The sequence below is a fragment of the Emcibacter nanhaiensis genome (assembly GCF_006385175.1).
Taxonomy (GTDB): Bacteria; Pseudomonadota; Alphaproteobacteria; order Sphingomonadales; family Emcibacteraceae; genus Emcibacter; species Emcibacter nanhaiensis.
On the sequence record NZ_VFIY01000006.1, the window covers coordinates 1 to 15,146 of the forward strand.

Here is a 15,146-nt window from a genome sequence, read left to right on the forward strand (position 1 = left end):
AATGTCAAAAGAAAAGTTTGAACGCACGAAGCCGCACTGCAATATTGGGACTATTGGTCACGTTGACCATGGTAAGACCACACTGACTGCGGCGATCACAAAAGTACTTGCCGATGCCGGTCACGGCAAAGCGGTTGATTTTGCGAACATCGACAAGGCTCCTGAGGAGCGCGAGCGCGGTATTACGATTTCCACGGCCCACGTTGAGTATGAGACGGACAAGCGTCACTATGCTCACGTTGACTGCCCGGGTCATGCTGACTATGTGAAGAACATGATCACCGGTGCGGCGCAGATGGACGGCGCGATTCTTGTTGTGAACGCTGCTGACGGCCCGATGCCGCAGACCCGCGAGCACATTCTTCTGGCCCGTCAGGTTGGCGTTCCGGCCCTGGTTGTATTCCTGAACAAGGTTGACCAGGTTGACGACGAAGAGCTGCTTGAGCTGGTTGAGATGGAAGTTCGCGAACTTCTGAATGAATATGAATTCCCGGGTGACGATATTCCGATCATTGCCGGTTCTGCGCTTGCCGCCCTGGAAGGTCGTGACGACGCCATCGGCAAAGACAAGATCCTGGAACTGATGGACGCTGTTGACGAATATATCCCGCAGCCGGACCGTCCGAAGGACCAGCCGTTCCTGATGCCGATCGAGGACGTGTTCTCCATTTCCGGTCGTGGTACTGTTGTGACCGGCCGTGTTGAGCGCGGTATCATCAATGTGGGCGAGGAAGTTGAGATCGTGGGCATCAAAGACACCACGAAAACAACTGTTACCGGCGTTGAAATGTTCCGCAAGCTGCTGGATAGCGGTGAAGCCGGCGACAACATCGGTGCGCTGCTGCGTGGCGTTGGCCGTGAAGAGGTTGAGCGTGGCCAGGTTCTGGCCAAGCCGGGAACCATTACCCCGCACACCAAGTTCAAAGCCGAGGCTTACATCCTGACCAAGGAAGAGGGCGGTCGTCATACCCCGTTCTTCACCAACTACCGTCCGCAGTTCTACTTCCGTACCACTGACGTGACCGGTATTGTGCATCTTCCGGAAGGCACCGAGATGGTTATGCCGGGCGACAACGTGACCGTTGACGTCGAGCTGATCGCCCCGATCGCCATGGACGAAGGTCTGCGTTTCGCCATCCGTGAAGGCGGTCGTACCGTCGGCGCCGGCGTCGTAGCCTCAATTATCGAATAGTTTCTATCTAGGAGCGCGGGCGTAAGCCCGCGTATTTAATTATGTTGGATTCACAAAACATTCGTATCCGCCTTAAGGCGTTTGACCACCGTGTCCTGGACCAGGCTGCCGGTGAAATCGCCAATACGGCCAAAAGAACTGGCGCCAGCGTACGCGGCCCCATTCCGATGCCGACACGGATTGAGAAATTTACGGTTCTGCGGTCACCGCACGTGAACAAAAAATCACGCGAACAGTTCGAAATGCGCACACACAAGCGCCTTCTCGACATTGTTGAGCCGACACCCCAGACAGTTGACGCGCTGATGAAGCTCGACCTGGCTGCCGGGGTGGAAGTTGAAATCAAACTGCAGGGGTAATGAGCATGCGTTCAGGACTTATTGCAAAGAAAGTTGGCATGTCACGTGTTTTCGGCGAAGGCGGAAAACACGTTCCGGTGACCATTCTGCATGTTGATAACCTTCAGGTTGTTTCTCACAAAACAGCCGAAAAAGACGGTTACAACGCCCTGCAGCTCGGAGCTGGTGCTGCCAAAGTGAAACGGACTTCGCAGCAGATGCGCGGTCATTTCGCCAAAGCCAAGGTTGAGCCGAAAGCAAAGCTGGCCGAATTCCGCATTTCCGATGATGCTTTCATCGAAGTTGGCGCGGAACTGAGCCCGGAACATTTTGTAAACGGCCAGTTGGTTGACGTCGTTGGTACCTCCAAAGGTAAAGGTTTTGCCGGTGGTATGAAACGTCACAACTTCGGTGGTCTGCGTGCTACCCACGGTGTATCCATTTCTCACCGTTCACACGGTTCCACAGGTCAGTGTCAGGACCCGGGCCGCGTGTTCAAAGGCAAGAAAATGGCCGGTCACCTGGGTGACGAGCGCGTAACCGTGCACAACCTTGAAGTAGTTGCTACCGACGCCGACGAAGGTCTGCTCCTGGTTAAAGGTGCAGTGCCCGGTGCCAAAGGCGGCTGGATTTTAGTCAGTGATGCAGTGAAAAAAGCCCTGCCGGAAGACGCCCCGTTCCCGGGTGCCGTTAAATCCGCCGCAGCGCCCGCTGCCGAAGAAGCTCCGGCTGTAGAAGCTCCCGCTGAGGAAGCAGCAGCAGAAGCACCGGCTGAAACTGCAGAAGAGAACAAGGAATAACGACCGATGAAAGCCGATGTATTGAAGCTTGATGCTAAAAAGGCTGGTGACGTCGATCTTGACGACGGCATCTTTGGTCTTCCCGAGCGTGCAGACATTCTGCAGCGTGTTGTTGTGTGGCAGCTGGCCAAGCGCCGCGCCGGTACCCACAAGGTACAGAGCCGCGGTGAAATTACCGGTACCACTAAACGTATCGGCCGCCAGAAAGGCGGCGGTTCCGCCCGTCACGGTTCAGGTAAAGTAAGCCAGTTCCGTGGTGGTGGCCGCGCCTTCGGTCCGGTCGTGCGTTCACACGCCCATGATCTGCCGAAAAAAATTCGCAAACTCGGCCTGAAAACGGCCCTGTCCAGCAAGCTTGCCAACGGCAACCTGATTGTTCTGGACAGTGCGGACCTGAAAGCACCGAAAACCAAGGATCTGGTCAAGGCGCTTGATAAACTGGGTCTGGACAACGCGCTCTTCATTGATGGCGCCGAAGTCAGCGAAAACTTTAAACTCGCCGCTGCAAACATCCCGAACGTGGATGTCCTGCCGAGCCAGGGCGCCAATGTCTATGACATCCTGCGTCGCCAGAAACTGGTTCTGACCAAAGCAGCCGTCGAAAGCCTGACGGAGAGGCTGAAATGACTGAAGTAAAACATTACGATACTATTCTTGGTCCCGTGATCACCGAGAAATCCACTTTGGTTTCAGAGCATAACCAGGTGGTATTCCGGGTGCCGTTGACTGCGACCAAGCCGGAAATCAAAGACGCTGTGGAAGCTCTCTTTGATGTCAAGGTTGAAGCAGTGAACACCATCCGTGTCAAAGGTAAGGTAAAGCGTTTCCGCGGTCATAAAGGTCGCCGGAGCGATTACAAAAAAGCGATGGTTAAACTGGCTGAAGGTCAGTCCATCGACGTGACGACGGGGATCTAACAATGGCTTTGAAAACATTTAATCCGACTACACCCAGCCAGCGTTCGCTGGTCCAGGTGGATCGTTCAGAACTCTGGAAAGGCAAGCCCGTCAAGTCACTGACTGAAGGGCTGACCAAATCAGGTGGACGTAACAACGCAGGTCGTATCACTGCCCGCCGTCGTGGCGGCGGTCACAAGCGCGCTTATCGTCTGGTGGACTTCAAACGTCGCAAATGGGACGTGGAAGCCACTGTACAGCGCCTTGAGTATGACCCGAACCGGACAGCCTTTATCGCGCTGATCGAATATGCTGACGGTGAGCAGGCCTATATCCTGGCGCCGCAGCGTATTGCCGAAGGCGATGTAGTGGTGGCCGGTCAGAAAGTGGATGTGAAACCGGGCAACGCCATGCCGCTGTCTTCCATCCCCGTTGGGTCCATTGTTCATAACGTTGAACTGAAACCGGGCAAGGGCGGCCAGATCGCCCGTTCCGCAGGTTCCTATGTCCAGGTAACCGGCCGTGACCAGGGCTATGTCCTGCTTCGTCTGGCTTCCGGCGAACAGCGTTATGTCCGGGCCGAGTGCATGGCCACTATCGGTGCCGTGTCCAACCCTGACAACCAGAACATCAAACTGGCGAAAGCCGGCCGTAGTCGCTGGCTCGGCAAACGCCCGTCTGTCCGTGGTGTTGCGATGAACCCGATTGACCACCCCCATGGTGGTGGTGAGGGTCGTACCTCCGGTGGTCGTCACCCTGTGACACCCTGGGGTAAACCGACCAAGGGTAAACGCACCCGTAGCAACAAGTCGACAGACCGCTATATTGCGCGGTCCCGTCACGAGCGCAAGAAATAAGGAGACAGACGAATGGCACGTTCAGTATGGAAAGGTCCGTTTGTCGATCTGCATCTTCTCAAGAAGTCAGAGGCTATGGCGGAATCCGGCAAAAACTCACCGATCAAGACCTGGTCTCGTCGGTCGACCATTTTGCCACAATTTGTCGGACAGACTTTTAATGTCCATAACGGCCACAAATTCATCCCGGTCTATGTGACCGAGGATATGGTTGGCCACAAACTTGGTGAATTTGCACCGACCCGTACTTACTACGGTCACGGCGCAGATAAAAAAGCGAAGAAGAGGTAAGGACAGTGGGTAAATCATCAGCACCACGCCGCGTTGCCGAAAACGAAGCCTTGGCAGTAGCCAACATGGTTCGTATCAGCCCCCAGAAACTGAATCTGGTGGCCGGCATCATTCGCGGCCAGAAAGTTGAAAAAGCACTTGCGGACCTGACTTTCTCCAAGCGCCGTATCGCCAAGGATGTCAAAAAAGTTCTGGAGTCAGCTGTTGCTAACGCCGAAAACAACCACGGTCTCGATGTGGACAATCTGGTTGTGGCAGAAGCAAGCGTAGGCAAGGCTCTGGTTATGAAACGCTTCCGTCCGCGGGCCCGTGGTCGTACAGGCAAAATTTTGAAACCGTTCAGCCGGATCCGGATTGTGGTCCGCGAGGTTGAGGAGAGCGAATAATGGGTCAGAAGGTAAATCCGATCGGACTTCGTCTGGGCATCAACCGGACTTGGGACTCCCGCTGGTACGCCGAAGGTGAAGAGTATGGCGATCTGCTGCACGAAGACCTGGCAATCCGCAAATTCGTGATGAACGAACTGAAACAGGCTGCCGTCAGCCGTGTGGTAATCGAGCGTCCGGCTAAAAAAGCCCGGGTGACCATCTATTCCGCACGTCCCGGCGTGATCATCGGCAAAAAAGGCGCAGACATCGAAAAACTGCGCCAGAAAATCGCCGGCATGACCAAAGCCACAGACGTGAGCCTGAATATTGTTGAGATCCGCAAGCCGGAAATCGACGCCCAGCTGGCAGCCGACAATGTGGCCCAGCAGCTGGAGCGCCGTGTCGCTTTCCGTCGCGCCATGAAGCGCGTGATGCAGAGCGCCCAGCGCCTTGGCGCCCAGGGTATCCGGATCAACAGCGCCGGCCGTCTGGGTGGCGCAGAGATTGCCCGTACCGAATGGTATCGTGAAGGCCGTGTGCCGCTGCATACATTCCGCTCCGACATCGATTATGCGGAAAGCAAGGCTTACACACCTTACGGCATCATCGGCATCAAGGTATGGATCTATAAAGGCGATATCATGGAACATGATCCCATGGCCCGTGACAATCGCATTAACGAGCAGCAGAAATCTGCTGGCGGCGGCAAAGGCCGTTAAGGGAAATTGAGGTAAGATTATGCTTCAGCCGAAAAGAACAAAATTTCGTAAAGCCCATAAAGGCCGCATCAAAGGGAATGCCAAAGGCGGTACTTCACTGACTTTTGGCGCCTATGGCCTGAAGGCTCTGCAGCCCGAGCGAATTACAGCCCGTCAGATTGAGGCCGCCCGTCGTGCCATGACCCGTCACATTAAACGTGCCGGTAAAATCTGGATCCGTGTATTCCCGGATGTGCCTGTTTCCTCCAAACCTGCCGAAGTCCGTATGGGTAAAGGTAAAGGTTCTCCGGAATATTGGGCATGCCGTGTTAAACCGGGCCGTATTCTGTTTGAAATGGATGGTGTGCCGCAGGATCTGGCTCGTGAAGCCTTTGATCGTGCTGCTGCCAAACTGCCGATCCAGACGCGTTTTGTCACGCGTCTCGGTGAATAAGGAGAGTTCGTGATGAAAGCGTCAGAACTTCGTGGAAAGTCTATTGAAGAGCTGGAAGGTCAGATTGCCGACCTGAAAAAAGAGCAGTTCAACCTGCGTTTTCAGGGCGCGACTGCTCAGCTGGAAAATACGGCTCGTGTGCGTCAGGTACGTCGGGATATTGCCCGCATCCAGACTGTGGTCAATGAAAAACGTGCCAGCGCGTAATTAAGAAGGTAACTCAACATGCCTAAACGTATTTTGCAAGGTGAAGTGGTAAGCGACAAAAACGACAAAACCGTCGTGGTTCTGGTTGAACGTCGTTTCAAACACCCTCTGCTGAAGAAAGTTGTGCGTAGTTCCAAAAAATATCATGCGCATGACGAAAGCAACAAATGCCAGGTGGGCGACACTGTTCGTATTGAAGAATGTCGTCCGATTTCCAAGAAAAAGTCTTGGAAAGTGGTAGAAGGCGCCTAAATAGCGTCTTTAGTGTGAAGATTATTAAATAGATATTGGAATAGACCAATGATTCAAATGCAAACCAATCTTGACGTTGCCGACAACTCCGGTGCCCGCCGGGTTCAGTGCATCAAGGTGCTCGGTGGTTCCAAACGGAAAACCGCCGGTGTCGGCGATATCATTGTCGTCAGCGTAAAGGAAGCAATTCCGCGCGGACGCGTGAAAAAAGGTCAGGTGCATCGTGCAGTGATTGTGCGTACGGCTAAAGAAGTGAAGCGCCCCGACGGCACTTCCATCCGCTTTGACCGCAACGCCGCTGTTCTGGTTAACAAACAGAACGAACCGATCGGCACACGCATCTTCGGCCCTGTTGTGCGTGAACTGCGTGCTGCTAAACAGATGAAAATCATTTCTCTGGCTCCGGAGGTTCTGTAATGGCGAAAAATGCTAAGTACAAAATCAGGAAGGGCGACGAGGTTGTCGTTCTGACTGGCAAGGACAAAGGCAAAACTGGTGAGATCATCAAGATGCTGCCGTCCGAAGGTCGTGCCGTGGTGCAGGGTGTGAATGTGGTGAAACGCCACACACGTCCGTCCCAGACATCCCAGGGTGGAATTGTTACGAAGGAAGCTTCTATCCACGTCTCCAACCTGGCCCTGAAGGACCCGAAAACCGGCAAACCGACCAAAGTTGGATTTAAAGTTGAAAAAGACGGCACGAAAGTTCGTGTTGCCAAAGCATCAGGGGAGGTCATCAATGACTAATTATACTCCTCGTCTGCGTGAGGTCTATGAGAGCGAAATCAAGGCCAAAATGCAGGAAAAGTTTGCTTACAAAAACGTCATGCAAATGCCGAAGCTGGACAAGATCGTCCTCAATATGGGGGTTGGCGAAGCTGTTGGCGATTCCAAGAAGGTGAAAAAGGCTGTTGAGGAAATGGCCCTGATCGCCGGTCAGCAGCCGGTTACGACACGTGCCAAAAAATCCATCGCCGGTTTTAAAGTGCGTGAAGAAATGCCGCTGGGTTGTAAAGTGACCCTGCGCGGAAACCGCATGTATGAGTTCCTTGATCGCCTGATCCAGGTCGCTCTGCCCCGCGTGCGTGACTTCCGCGGCGTGAACGGCAAAAGCTTCGACGGTCGCGGCAACTATGCCCTGGGCCTGAAGGAGCAGCTGGTATTCCCCGAAATCAGCTATGATCAAGTTGATGACGTTCGGGGTATGGACATCATTATCTGTACGACGGCTGAGACCGATGAAGAAGCGAAAGAGCTTCTGGCCGGTTTCCAGATGCCGTTTTCAAACTGATTGAAACGGCAGGAGGATTTGAATAATGGCTAAAACTAGCGCCGTTGAGAAGAATATGAAAAGGCAGCGTCTTGTCGCAAAATATGCTGCAAAACGCGAAGCCCTGAAAAAAGCCGCGGTGGATCCCGATCTGTCGCCTGAAGAGCAGTTCATGGCCCGCCTGAAGCTGGCCAAACTGCCGCGCAACAGCGCACCGACCCGTGTGCGTAACCGTTGCCAGGTAAATGGTCGTCCGCGCGGCTATCACCGCAAGTTCAAAATGTCTCGTGTTTCCCTCCGTGAACTGGCCTCTGTCGGTCAGCTTCCCGGTGTTGTGAAGTCGAGCTGGTAAGGAGGACTGACAGATGTCTATGAGTGATCCTCTGGCAGATATGCTGACACGTATCCGGAACGGACAGCGTGCGAATAAAAAAGTGATTTCCTCTCCGGCTTCCAAAATGCGTCAGCGCATTCTGGACGTGCTGGAGCGCGAAGGCTACATCCGTGGTTACAGCCGCAATGACGGTGAAAACGGTAAAGCTGAAATCAGCATCGAACTGAAATATCATGAGGGCCTGCCCGTGATCCAGGAAATCAAACGTATTTCCAAACCGGGTCGCCGGGTTTATTCCTCTGTGAACGACCTGCCGCGGGTACGCAACGGTCTTGGTATTTCCATTGTTTCAACCCCTAAGGGTGTTCTTTCCGACGCAGAAGCACGTGCTGAAAATGTCGGCGGCGAGATCATCTGTACAGTATTCTAAGGAGATCCGGTATGTCACGTATTGGTAAGAGACCTGTTGCTGTACCCCAGGGTGTTGAAGCCAACCTCGACGGTCGCGACCTGAAAATCAAAGGCCCGAAAGGTGAACTCGCCATGACCTTCATGGACGAGGTGGATGTGAAACTTGAAGACGGCAACATCACTGTTATGCCGATCGGTCAAACAAAGCGCGCCCGCTCCATGTGGGGCATGCAGCGCACATTGGCCGAAAACCTGGTAACCGGTGTTACCGACGGGTTTTCCAAGGAACTCAAGCTGAATGGTGTTGGTTACCGTGCCGCTGTGCAGGGCAACAACGTCCAGCTTCAGCTGGGTTATAGCCACGATGTTATCTTTCCGATCCCGGAAGGCATCGATGTGAAATGTCCGGATCAGACAACAATCATCATCTCCGGCATTGATAAACAGAAAGTTGGCCAGGTTGCGGCGCAAATTCGTGAATGGCGTAAGCCCGAGCCCTATAAAGGCAAAGGTATCAAATACTCCGACGAATATATCTTCCGCAAAGAAGGCAAGAAGAAATAATAGGTGGTCGTCATGGCAAACAAGACTGAAAAACTTTTTAAACGTCGTCGCCAGCGGGTGCGTACACAGCTCCGCAAGGTGGCAGCAGGGCGGCCCCGTCTTTCCATTCATCGTACCAACCAGCATATCTATGCCCAGGTTATCGATGACGCGAAAGGCGTTACGGTCGCAGCCGCATCCACACTGGATACGGACCTGCGCAGTAAACTTGGTAACGGCAGCAACTCCAATGCCGCTGCCGAAGTAGGAAAATTGATCGCAGACCGCGCCAAAAGCGCCGGTGTTGATCAGGTTGTTTTCGATCGTGGCGGTTTCCTGTACCACGGTCGCGTGAAAGCCCTGGCTGACGCTGCGCGTGAAGCTGGTCTCAATTTCTAAGAGAGGAAAGACAGAATGGCTCGGTCAGAAAGAGAACCCCGTCAGGAACAAAGTGACCTGGTGGAAAAACTTGTCCACATCAACCGTGTGGCAAAAGTTGTCAAAGGTGGTCGCCGCTTCGGTTTTGCCGCCCTGGTAGTTGTCGGCGACGGCAAGGGACGTGTCGGTTTCGGCAAGGGCAAAGCCCGCGAGGTGCCTGAGGCAATTCGCAAGGCAACGGAAGCTGCCAAGAAAAACATGATCCGTGTACCGCTGCGCGAAGGCCGGACACTGCATCACGATATCGAGGGCCGTCACGGCGCCGGTAAAGTGGTGATCCGTTCAGCCCAGCCCGGTACGGGTATCATCGCCGGTGGTCCGATGCGTGCTGTATTCGAGGCCCTGGGTGTACAGGATGTGGTTTCCAAATCCACCGGTACATCCAACCCCTACAACATGGTTCGGGGCACCATCAATGCGCTGACACGTCAGATGTCACCGCGTATGGTTGCCTCCAAACGCAGTAAAAAAGTCAGTGACATCGTTGCCCGTCGCGGCGAAAAGAATGCTGCTGGCGCAGCGGCTACGGAGTAAAGACTGATGGCCACAGAAAAGAAAACTATCAAGGTGACACAGATCGGCAGCCCGATCCGCAGAACCCAAGACCAGCGTGCAACCCTGATCGGCCTCGGCCTGAACAAGATGCACAGGACCCGCGAGCTGGAAGATACGCCGGCCGTGCGTGGCATGATCCGCAAGGTCAGCCACATGGTCAAGGTTGAAGAAGCTTAAGCAAGGTAAGTCATTATGAAACTCAATGAAATTGCCAACAAACCCGGCGCCACAAAAAGCCGCACCCGTGTTGGGCGCGGTATCGGCTCCGGCAAAGGTAAAACCGGCGGTCGTGGCGTAAAAGGCCAGAAATCCCGTTCCGGTGTAGCCGTTAAAGGTTTTGAAGGTGGTCAGATGCCGCTTCATATGCGTCTGCCGAAACGCGGCTTTAACAGCCCGAACCGCAAAACCTTTGTTCCCGTGAATCTGGGTCGCCTGCAGGCTGCCATTGACGCCAAGAAACTGGACGCCAAGAAACCGATCACCATTGACGTGCTGAAAGAAGCCGGCCTGGTGAACGGTATCAAAGACGGTGTTCGTCTTCTGGCCAAAGGTGAGCTGAAGGCTAAAATCCAGATCGAGGTCACTGGTGCTTCCGAAGCTGCTGTCAAAGCAGTTGAAGCAGCCGGCGGTTCTGTTACAGTAGCGGCAGCCGCCGCTCCGGCAGAAGCGTAAGGCTCGATATATAAAGAGGCAACAGGGAATAAAATAGATGGCATCAGCAGCAGAACAACTCGCCGCAAATCTGAATTTCAGCTCCTTTTCCAAGGCCAAGGAACTTCAGAAACGGATTATGTTTGCGCTCGTTGCACTGGTTATCTATCGCCTGGGGACCTATATTCCCCTGCCGGGTATTGACCCTGTTGCCCTTGATCAGATGTTCAACCAGAACCAGGGCGGAATTCTGGGTATGTTGGACCTGTTCGCCGGGGGTGCGTTGCAGCGCATGAGTATTTTTGCGCTCAACATCATGCCCTATATCTCCGCCTCCATTATCATGCAGTTGATGACGTCCATTTCCCCGGCCCTGGGTGAGATGAAGAAGGAAGGCCAGTCCGGCCGCCGCAAGATCAACCAGTATACCCGCTACGGTACAGTACTCCTGACGGCTGTTCAGGCCTATGCCATCGCCGTCGGTCTCGAGGAAAATATTGCCATTGATCCGGGGATCTTCTTCCGCGCCACCACAGTGATTACCCTGGTGGGCGGCACCATGTTCCTGATGTGGCTGGGTGAGCAGATCACCTCCCGCGGCATTGGTAACGGTATTTCCCTGATCATATTCGCCGGTATCGTGGCTCAGCTGCCCCGGGCAATGGCCAGCACACTGGACATGAGCAGTCGCGGCCTGCTGGGCGGTCCGCTTGTGATCGTCGGCCTGATGGTCATGGTCGTAGTCGTGATTGCCTTTATCGTGTTCATGGAGCGTTCACAGCGCCGGGTGCTGATCCAGTATCCGAAGCGCCAGCAGGCCAACCAGGTTGCCAAAGGTGAACAGTCCCATATGCCGCTGAAGCTGAACACCGCCGGGGTTATTCCGCCGATCTTCGCGTCCTCCCTGCTGCTGATGCCGCTGACTGTGGCCGGCTTCCTGGCTGAGGGCGGCCCCGAGTGGATGACCACCGTGACAGCTCAACTGGGCCGTGGCCAGCCGCTTTATATGGCGCTTTACGTGCTCCTGATTGTGTTTTTCTGTTTCTTCTATACGGCGATTGTGTTCAATCCGGAGGAAACAGCCGATAACCTGAAAAAATACGGTGGCTTTATTCCGGGGATTCGCCCGGGTAAGAATACCGCCACCTATCTTGACTATGTTCTGACACGCTTGACCGTCGTCGGATCGGCCTACCTGTGTGCCGTATGCCTTCTACCCGAGATCCTGATCTCCAAATATTCCATTCCGTTCTACTTCGGCGGGACCTCGCTCCTGATCGTGGTGAATGTGACCATGGATACGGTAGGGCAGATTCACAGCCACCTGATGGCACACCAGTATGAGGGCCTGCTGAAAAAATCAAAACTGAGAGGGAAGGGACGCCGCAGATGATTGTTGTATTGTTAGGTCCTCCGGGAGCCGGTAAGGGAACCCAGGCACAGCGTATTATGTCTTCCCGCGGTATTGTCCAGCTTTCCACCGGCGACATGCTGCGCGCCGCCGTTGCCAACCAGACAGAGATTGGCAAGAAAGCCAAGGAATTCATGGATGCGGGTAAACTGGTCACCGACGAAATCGTGATCGGGATTATTGCCGACCGCATCGAGGAAGAAGACTGCAAAAACGGTTTCCTGCTGGATGGCTTCCCGCGGACCGTTGCCCAGGCCGAGGCCCTGGATGATCTTCTGGACAAGAAAGGCCTCAAAGTTGATGCCGTCATCGAGATGAAAGTCGATGACGAAGCTTTGGTTGACCGCATCACCGGACGCTATACCTGCGCCGAATGTAATGCCGGCTACCATGATACGAACCTCAAACCACGAGTTGCTGGCGTGTGTGACAGCTGTGGTTCTACGAATTTCAAACGCCGGGCGGACGACAACCGGGAGACCGTTGTTTCTCGTCTGGAAACCTATCACGCACAGACAGCTCCCCTGCTGCCCTATTACAGCGGCAAGGGTGTGTTGAAAACCATTGACGGGATGGCCGACATTGATGATGTCACCACCCAGATAAATGAAGTATTGGACGCGCTTTAAAAAAAGTGTAAAAGTTTCCTTATTCTAAGGTTGACTGGGCGTCCTTTATACCTATAATCGCGCAACTTCACGGTATACCGGGTGGTTGCCTATCGTTTTGGAATTTTTGATCGGGAGATACGATCGTGGCGCGTATTGCTGGCGTTAACATTCCCACCGGAAAAAGGGTGGAAATCGCTTTGACTTATATCACAGGCATTGGGCACACCTCTGCCAAGGCGATTTGTGACAAACTTGGTATCGCACCGGAAACCCGGGTGAACCAGCTGAGTGACGCGGAAGTCATTAAAATCCGCGAAACCATTGATAGTGACTATACCGTCGAAGGTGATCTTCGTCGTGATGTAGCCATGGACATTAAACGTCTGATGGATCTGGGGTCCTATCGTGGCCTTCGGCATCGTAAGAAACTGCCTGTGCGCGGACAGCGGACAAGCACCAACGCCCGTACCCGCAAGGGTAAAGCGGTCGCGATTGCCGGTAAGAAGAAATAAGGTATTTGAGAAATGGCTACTGAAAAAAGAGTACGTCGCAGAGAGCGGAAAAACATCACCAACGGTGTGGCTCATGTGAACTCCACCTTTAACAATACCATCATCACCATCGCTGATGCGCAGGGAAACACCATTTCCTGGTCCACAGCCGGTGCCATGGGTTTTAAAGGTTCACGTAAATCCACTCCTTATGCCGCCCAGGTTGCTGCCGAAGATGCCGGCAAAAAAGCCCAGGAACACGGCATGAAAACCCTGGAAGTGGAAGTTAAAGGACCTGGTTCAGGTCGTGAATCCGCTCTTCGCGCGCTGCAGGCTATTGGTTTCACCATTACCTCCATTCGTGACGTAACGCCGATTCCGCATAACGGTTGTCGTCCGCCGAAACGGCGCCGGGTTTAATCGGGTTTATGGTCGTCCGGCTTATGCCGGACTGATCTGTATGAAGGTTTATAATTTTTACGGGGACTGAACAGTGATCCAAAATAATTGGCAAGAACTCATTAAGCCGACGAAACTTGACATCAAGCAGGAAGGTGACGAGCGCCGCAAGGCTACCATTGTCGCCGAACCGCTTGAGCGCGGTTTCGGGATGACCCTCGGAAATGCACTGCGTCGCGTTCTGCTGTCTTCCCTGCAGGGTGCAGCGGTGACGTCGATCCATATCGACAACGTCCTTCATGAATTCTCATCCATTCCGGGTGTGCGTGAAGATGTGACGGACATCGTCCTGAACATCAAGAACCTGGCTGTCGGCTTTGAGGGTGAAGGCCCGAAACGCCTGAGCCTGGAAGCAACCGGCCCGGGTGAGGTCACCGCCGGCCAGATTACCGAGATTGCCGATGTCACCATCCACAATCCCGATCTGGTGATCTGCACCCTGGATGATGGTGCCGAACTGCGTATGGAACTGACCATTAACACCGGTAAAGGCTATGTCCCGGCTGTTAACAACCGTCCGGATGACGCCCCGATCGGCCTGATCCCGGTGGACAGCCTGTACAGCCCGGTGCGCAAAGTCAGCTACCGCGTGGAAAACACCCGTGAAGGTCAGATCCTTGACTATGACAAGCTGATCATGACCATCGAAACCGACGGCACCGTGACCCCGGAAGATGCTCTGGCATTCTCTGCCCGCATTCTCCAGGATCAGCTGCAGACCTTCATCAACTTTGAAGAGCCTGAAGATACGTCTGCCGAGAAAGAATCCGAAGAACCGGCCTTCAACCGGAACCTGCTGCGTCGGGTTGACGAGCTTGAACTGTCCGTTCGTTCAGCAAACTGCCTGAAGAACGACAACATCGTCTACATCGGTGACCTGGTCAAGAAAACTGAAGCTGAAATGCTTCGCACACCGAACTTTGGTCGTAAGTCTCTGAACGAGATCAAAGAGGTGCTCTCCACTATGGGGCTGCGTCTGGGTATGGATAACCCGGGCTGGCCGCCGGAGAATATTGACGAACTCGTCAAGAAGATGGAACAGGAATTTTAATTTAGATTAACAGAGAGAAGGACCGGGTCCCTTGTGGATACCCTCCTGAGGAGTAAGTAAGATGCGCCATCGTAGAGCTGGCCGTAAGCTGAACAAAACAAGCTCACATCGTAAAGCGATGTTTGCCAATATGGCTCACGCACTTCTGAAGCATGAGCAGATCGTAACCACTCTGCCGAAAGCCAAGGAACTTGGCCCGATCGTAGAGCGCCTGATTACGCTGGGTAAACGCGGTGACCTGCACGCTCGTCGTCAGGCTGCTTCGCGTCTGCCGCAGATTTCCAAGGCTGTACTTGCCGAAGGCGGCGACATTGATGTCGTAGCCAAGCTGTTCGGTGACCTGGCCGAGCGCTATACTGATCGTAACGGCGGTTACACCCGTATCCTGAAAGCCGGTTTCCGTCATGGTGACGCAGCACCGGTTGCCGTGATCGAACTGGTGGATCGTGACGAAGACGCCAAAGGGCAGGCTTCCGGTCCGGTTATGATCGACGACGAAGGTGAAGAAGAAGCAGCCTAAGCTTCTCTCTCCCTGCAGAATTTGAAAGGGCGGCTCAGCGAGCCGCCTT

The 15,146-nt window shown here is 54.0% G+C and carries 28 protein-coding genes; all 28 read left to right on the plus strand.

The features are described 5' to 3' along the window. The first annotated feature begins 1 nt into the window (after nucleotide 1). The 28 genes from tuf to rplQ all read left to right on the plus strand — a co-directional run bounded on the left by tuf (nucleotide 2) and on the right by rplQ (nucleotide 15,097). Nucleotides 2-1,192: an elongation factor Tu gene (tuf, locus tag FIV46_RS07525; protein ID WP_139937772.1), complete on the plus strand. Its 1,191-nt coding sequence runs from the start codon at nucleotides 2-4 to the stop codon at nucleotides 1,190-1,192. 44 nt (nucleotides 1,193-1,236) lie between these two features. Continuing rightward, the gene (gene rpsJ, locus FIV46_RS07530; protein WP_139940487.1) at nucleotides 1,237-1,551 is read left to right on the plus strand and encodes a 30S ribosomal protein S10; all 315 of its coding nucleotides are present in this window, start codon (nucleotides 1,237-1,239) and stop codon (nucleotides 1,549-1,551) included. Nucleotides 1,552-1,556: 5 nt separating this feature from the next. Beyond that, complete coding sequence (rplC, locus tag FIV46_RS07535; RefSeq protein ID WP_139940082.1) at nucleotides 1,557-2,330, plus strand: 50S ribosomal protein L3; 774 nt, start codon at nucleotides 1,557-1,559, stop codon at nucleotides 2,328-2,330. 6 nt (nucleotides 2,331-2,336) lie between these two features. Further along, nucleotides 2,337-2,957 (plus strand): 50S ribosomal protein L4, encoded by a 621-nt coding sequence (rplD, locus tag FIV46_RS07540; protein WP_139940084.1) that lies wholly within the window; start codon nucleotides 2,337-2,339, stop codon nucleotides 2,955-2,957. Then, nucleotides 2,954-3,247: a 50S ribosomal protein L23 gene (locus FIV46_RS07545; protein ID WP_139940086.1), complete on the plus strand. Its 294-nt coding sequence runs from the start codon at nucleotides 2,954-2,956 to the stop codon at nucleotides 3,245-3,247. Before rplD ends, FIV46_RS07545 begins: the two co-directional genes overlap by 4 nt. A 2-nt stretch (nucleotides 3,248-3,249) precedes the next feature. Beyond that, nucleotides 3,250-4,083, plus strand: a complete 834-nt coding sequence (gene rplB, locus FIV46_RS07550; protein WP_139940088.1) for a 50S ribosomal protein L2 — start codon at nucleotides 3,250-3,252, stop codon at nucleotides 4,081-4,083. Nucleotides 4,084-4,095: 12 nt separating this feature from the next. Next, nucleotides 4,096-4,374, plus strand: a complete 279-nt coding sequence (gene rpsS, locus FIV46_RS07555; protein ID WP_139940090.1) for a 30S ribosomal protein S19 — start codon at nucleotides 4,096-4,098, stop codon at nucleotides 4,372-4,374. A gap of 5 nt (nucleotides 4,375-4,379) precedes the next feature. Continuing rightward, entirely contained in the window at nucleotides 4,380-4,760 is a 381-nt protein-coding gene (gene rplV, locus FIV46_RS07560; protein WP_139940092.1) for a 50S ribosomal protein L22, read from the plus strand. Then, nucleotides 4,760-5,461 carry a 30S ribosomal protein S3 gene (gene rpsC, locus FIV46_RS07565; protein WP_139940094.1) on the plus strand — a complete coding sequence of 234 codons (702 nt, stop codon included), beginning with the start codon at nucleotides 4,760-4,762 and terminating at the stop codon, nucleotides 5,459-5,461. Before rplV ends, rpsC begins: the two co-directional genes overlap by 1 nt. A 19-nt stretch (nucleotides 5,462-5,480) precedes the next feature. Beyond that, complete coding sequence (gene rplP / locus FIV46_RS07570) at nucleotides 5,481-5,894, plus strand: 50S ribosomal protein L16 (RefSeq protein ID WP_139940096.1); 414 nt, start codon at nucleotides 5,481-5,483, stop codon at nucleotides 5,892-5,894. Nucleotides 5,895-5,906: 12 nt separating this feature from the next. Then, nucleotides 5,907-6,101, plus strand: coding sequence for a 50S ribosomal protein L29 (gene rpmC, locus FIV46_RS07575; protein ID WP_139940098.1), 195 nt, complete (start codon nucleotides 5,907-5,909; stop codon nucleotides 6,099-6,101). A gap of 18 nt (nucleotides 6,102-6,119) precedes the next feature. After that, nucleotides 6,120-6,353 (plus strand): 30S ribosomal protein S17, encoded by a 234-nt coding sequence (gene rpsQ / locus FIV46_RS07580; RefSeq protein ID WP_139940100.1) that lies wholly within the window; start codon nucleotides 6,120-6,122, stop codon nucleotides 6,351-6,353. 48 nt (nucleotides 6,354-6,401) lie between these two features. Continuing rightward, nucleotides 6,402-6,770 (plus strand): 50S ribosomal protein L14, encoded by a 369-nt coding sequence (gene rplN, locus FIV46_RS07585; RefSeq protein ID WP_139940102.1) that lies wholly within the window; start codon nucleotides 6,402-6,404, stop codon nucleotides 6,768-6,770. Continuing rightward, nucleotides 6,770-7,099: a 50S ribosomal protein L24 gene (rplX, locus tag FIV46_RS07590; protein WP_139940104.1), complete on the plus strand. Its 330-nt coding sequence runs from the start codon at nucleotides 6,770-6,772 to the stop codon at nucleotides 7,097-7,099. Before rplN ends, rplX begins: the two co-directional genes overlap by 1 nt. Next, nucleotides 7,092-7,643, plus strand: a complete 552-nt coding sequence (gene rplE, locus FIV46_RS07595) for a 50S ribosomal protein L5 (protein ID WP_139940106.1) — start codon at nucleotides 7,092-7,094, stop codon at nucleotides 7,641-7,643. Before rplX ends, rplE begins: the two co-directional genes overlap by 8 nt. A gap of 25 nt (nucleotides 7,644-7,668) precedes the next feature. Next, the gene (gene rpsN / locus FIV46_RS07600) at nucleotides 7,669-7,974 is read left to right on the plus strand and encodes a 30S ribosomal protein S14 (protein WP_139940108.1); all 306 of its coding nucleotides are present in this window, start codon (nucleotides 7,669-7,671) and stop codon (nucleotides 7,972-7,974) included. A gap of 13 nt (nucleotides 7,975-7,987) precedes the next feature. Next, entirely contained in the window at nucleotides 7,988-8,386 is a 399-nt protein-coding gene (gene rpsH, locus FIV46_RS07605; protein WP_139940110.1) for a 30S ribosomal protein S8, read from the plus strand. An 11-nt stretch (nucleotides 8,387-8,397) separates the two neighbouring features. After that, entirely contained in the window at nucleotides 8,398-8,931 is a 534-nt protein-coding gene (rplF, locus tag FIV46_RS07610) for a 50S ribosomal protein L6 (protein ID WP_139940112.1), read from the plus strand. 12 nt (nucleotides 8,932-8,943) lie between these two features. Then, nucleotides 8,944-9,309 carry a 50S ribosomal protein L18 gene (rplR, locus tag FIV46_RS07615; protein WP_139940114.1) on the plus strand — a complete coding sequence of 122 codons (366 nt, stop codon included), beginning with the start codon at nucleotides 8,944-8,946 and terminating at the stop codon, nucleotides 9,307-9,309. Nucleotides 9,310-9,324: 15 nt separating this feature from the next. Next, nucleotides 9,325-9,882 carry a 30S ribosomal protein S5 gene (gene rpsE, locus FIV46_RS07620; RefSeq protein WP_139940116.1) on the plus strand — a complete coding sequence of 186 codons (558 nt, stop codon included), beginning with the start codon at nucleotides 9,325-9,327 and terminating at the stop codon, nucleotides 9,880-9,882. Nucleotides 9,883-9,888: 6 nt separating this feature from the next. Then, the gene (rpmD, locus tag FIV46_RS07625; protein WP_139940118.1) at nucleotides 9,889-10,080 is read left to right on the plus strand and encodes a 50S ribosomal protein L30; all 192 of its coding nucleotides are present in this window, start codon (nucleotides 9,889-9,891) and stop codon (nucleotides 10,078-10,080) included. A 15-nt stretch (nucleotides 10,081-10,095) separates the two neighbouring features. Continuing rightward, on the plus strand, nucleotides 10,096-10,575 hold the full coding sequence (gene rplO, locus FIV46_RS07630; RefSeq protein ID WP_139940120.1) for a 50S ribosomal protein L15: 480 nt from the start codon (nucleotides 10,096-10,098) through the stop codon (nucleotides 10,573-10,575). A 37-nt stretch (nucleotides 10,576-10,612) separates the two neighbouring features. Beyond that, the gene (gene secY, locus FIV46_RS07635; RefSeq protein WP_139940122.1) at nucleotides 10,613-11,947 is read left to right on the plus strand and encodes a preprotein translocase subunit SecY; all 1,335 of its coding nucleotides are present in this window, start codon (nucleotides 10,613-10,615) and stop codon (nucleotides 11,945-11,947) included. After that, nucleotides 11,944-12,594 carry an adenylate kinase gene (locus FIV46_RS07640; RefSeq protein WP_139940124.1) on the plus strand — a complete coding sequence of 217 codons (651 nt, stop codon included), beginning with the start codon at nucleotides 11,944-11,946 and terminating at the stop codon, nucleotides 12,592-12,594. Before secY ends, FIV46_RS07640 begins: the two co-directional genes overlap by 4 nt. 125 nt (nucleotides 12,595-12,719) lie before the next feature. Next, complete coding sequence (gene rpsM / locus FIV46_RS07645) at nucleotides 12,720-13,088, plus strand: 30S ribosomal protein S13 (protein ID WP_139940126.1); 369 nt, start codon at nucleotides 12,720-12,722, stop codon at nucleotides 13,086-13,088. A gap of 12 nt (nucleotides 13,089-13,100) precedes the next feature. Further along, entirely contained in the window at nucleotides 13,101-13,487 is a 387-nt protein-coding gene (rpsK, locus tag FIV46_RS07650) for a 30S ribosomal protein S11 (protein ID WP_139940128.1), read from the plus strand. A gap of 73 nt (nucleotides 13,488-13,560) precedes the next feature. Next, nucleotides 13,561-14,577 carry a DNA-directed RNA polymerase subunit alpha gene (locus FIV46_RS07655; protein WP_139940130.1) on the plus strand — a complete coding sequence of 339 codons (1,017 nt, stop codon included), beginning with the start codon at nucleotides 13,561-13,563 and terminating at the stop codon, nucleotides 14,575-14,577. Between the two features lie 61 nt (nucleotides 14,578-14,638). Further along, the gene (gene rplQ / locus FIV46_RS07660) at nucleotides 14,639-15,097 is read left to right on the plus strand and encodes a 50S ribosomal protein L17 (RefSeq protein WP_139940132.1); all 459 of its coding nucleotides are present in this window, start codon (nucleotides 14,639-14,641) and stop codon (nucleotides 15,095-15,097) included. The last annotated feature ends 49 nt before the right edge of the window (nucleotides 15,098-15,146 follow it).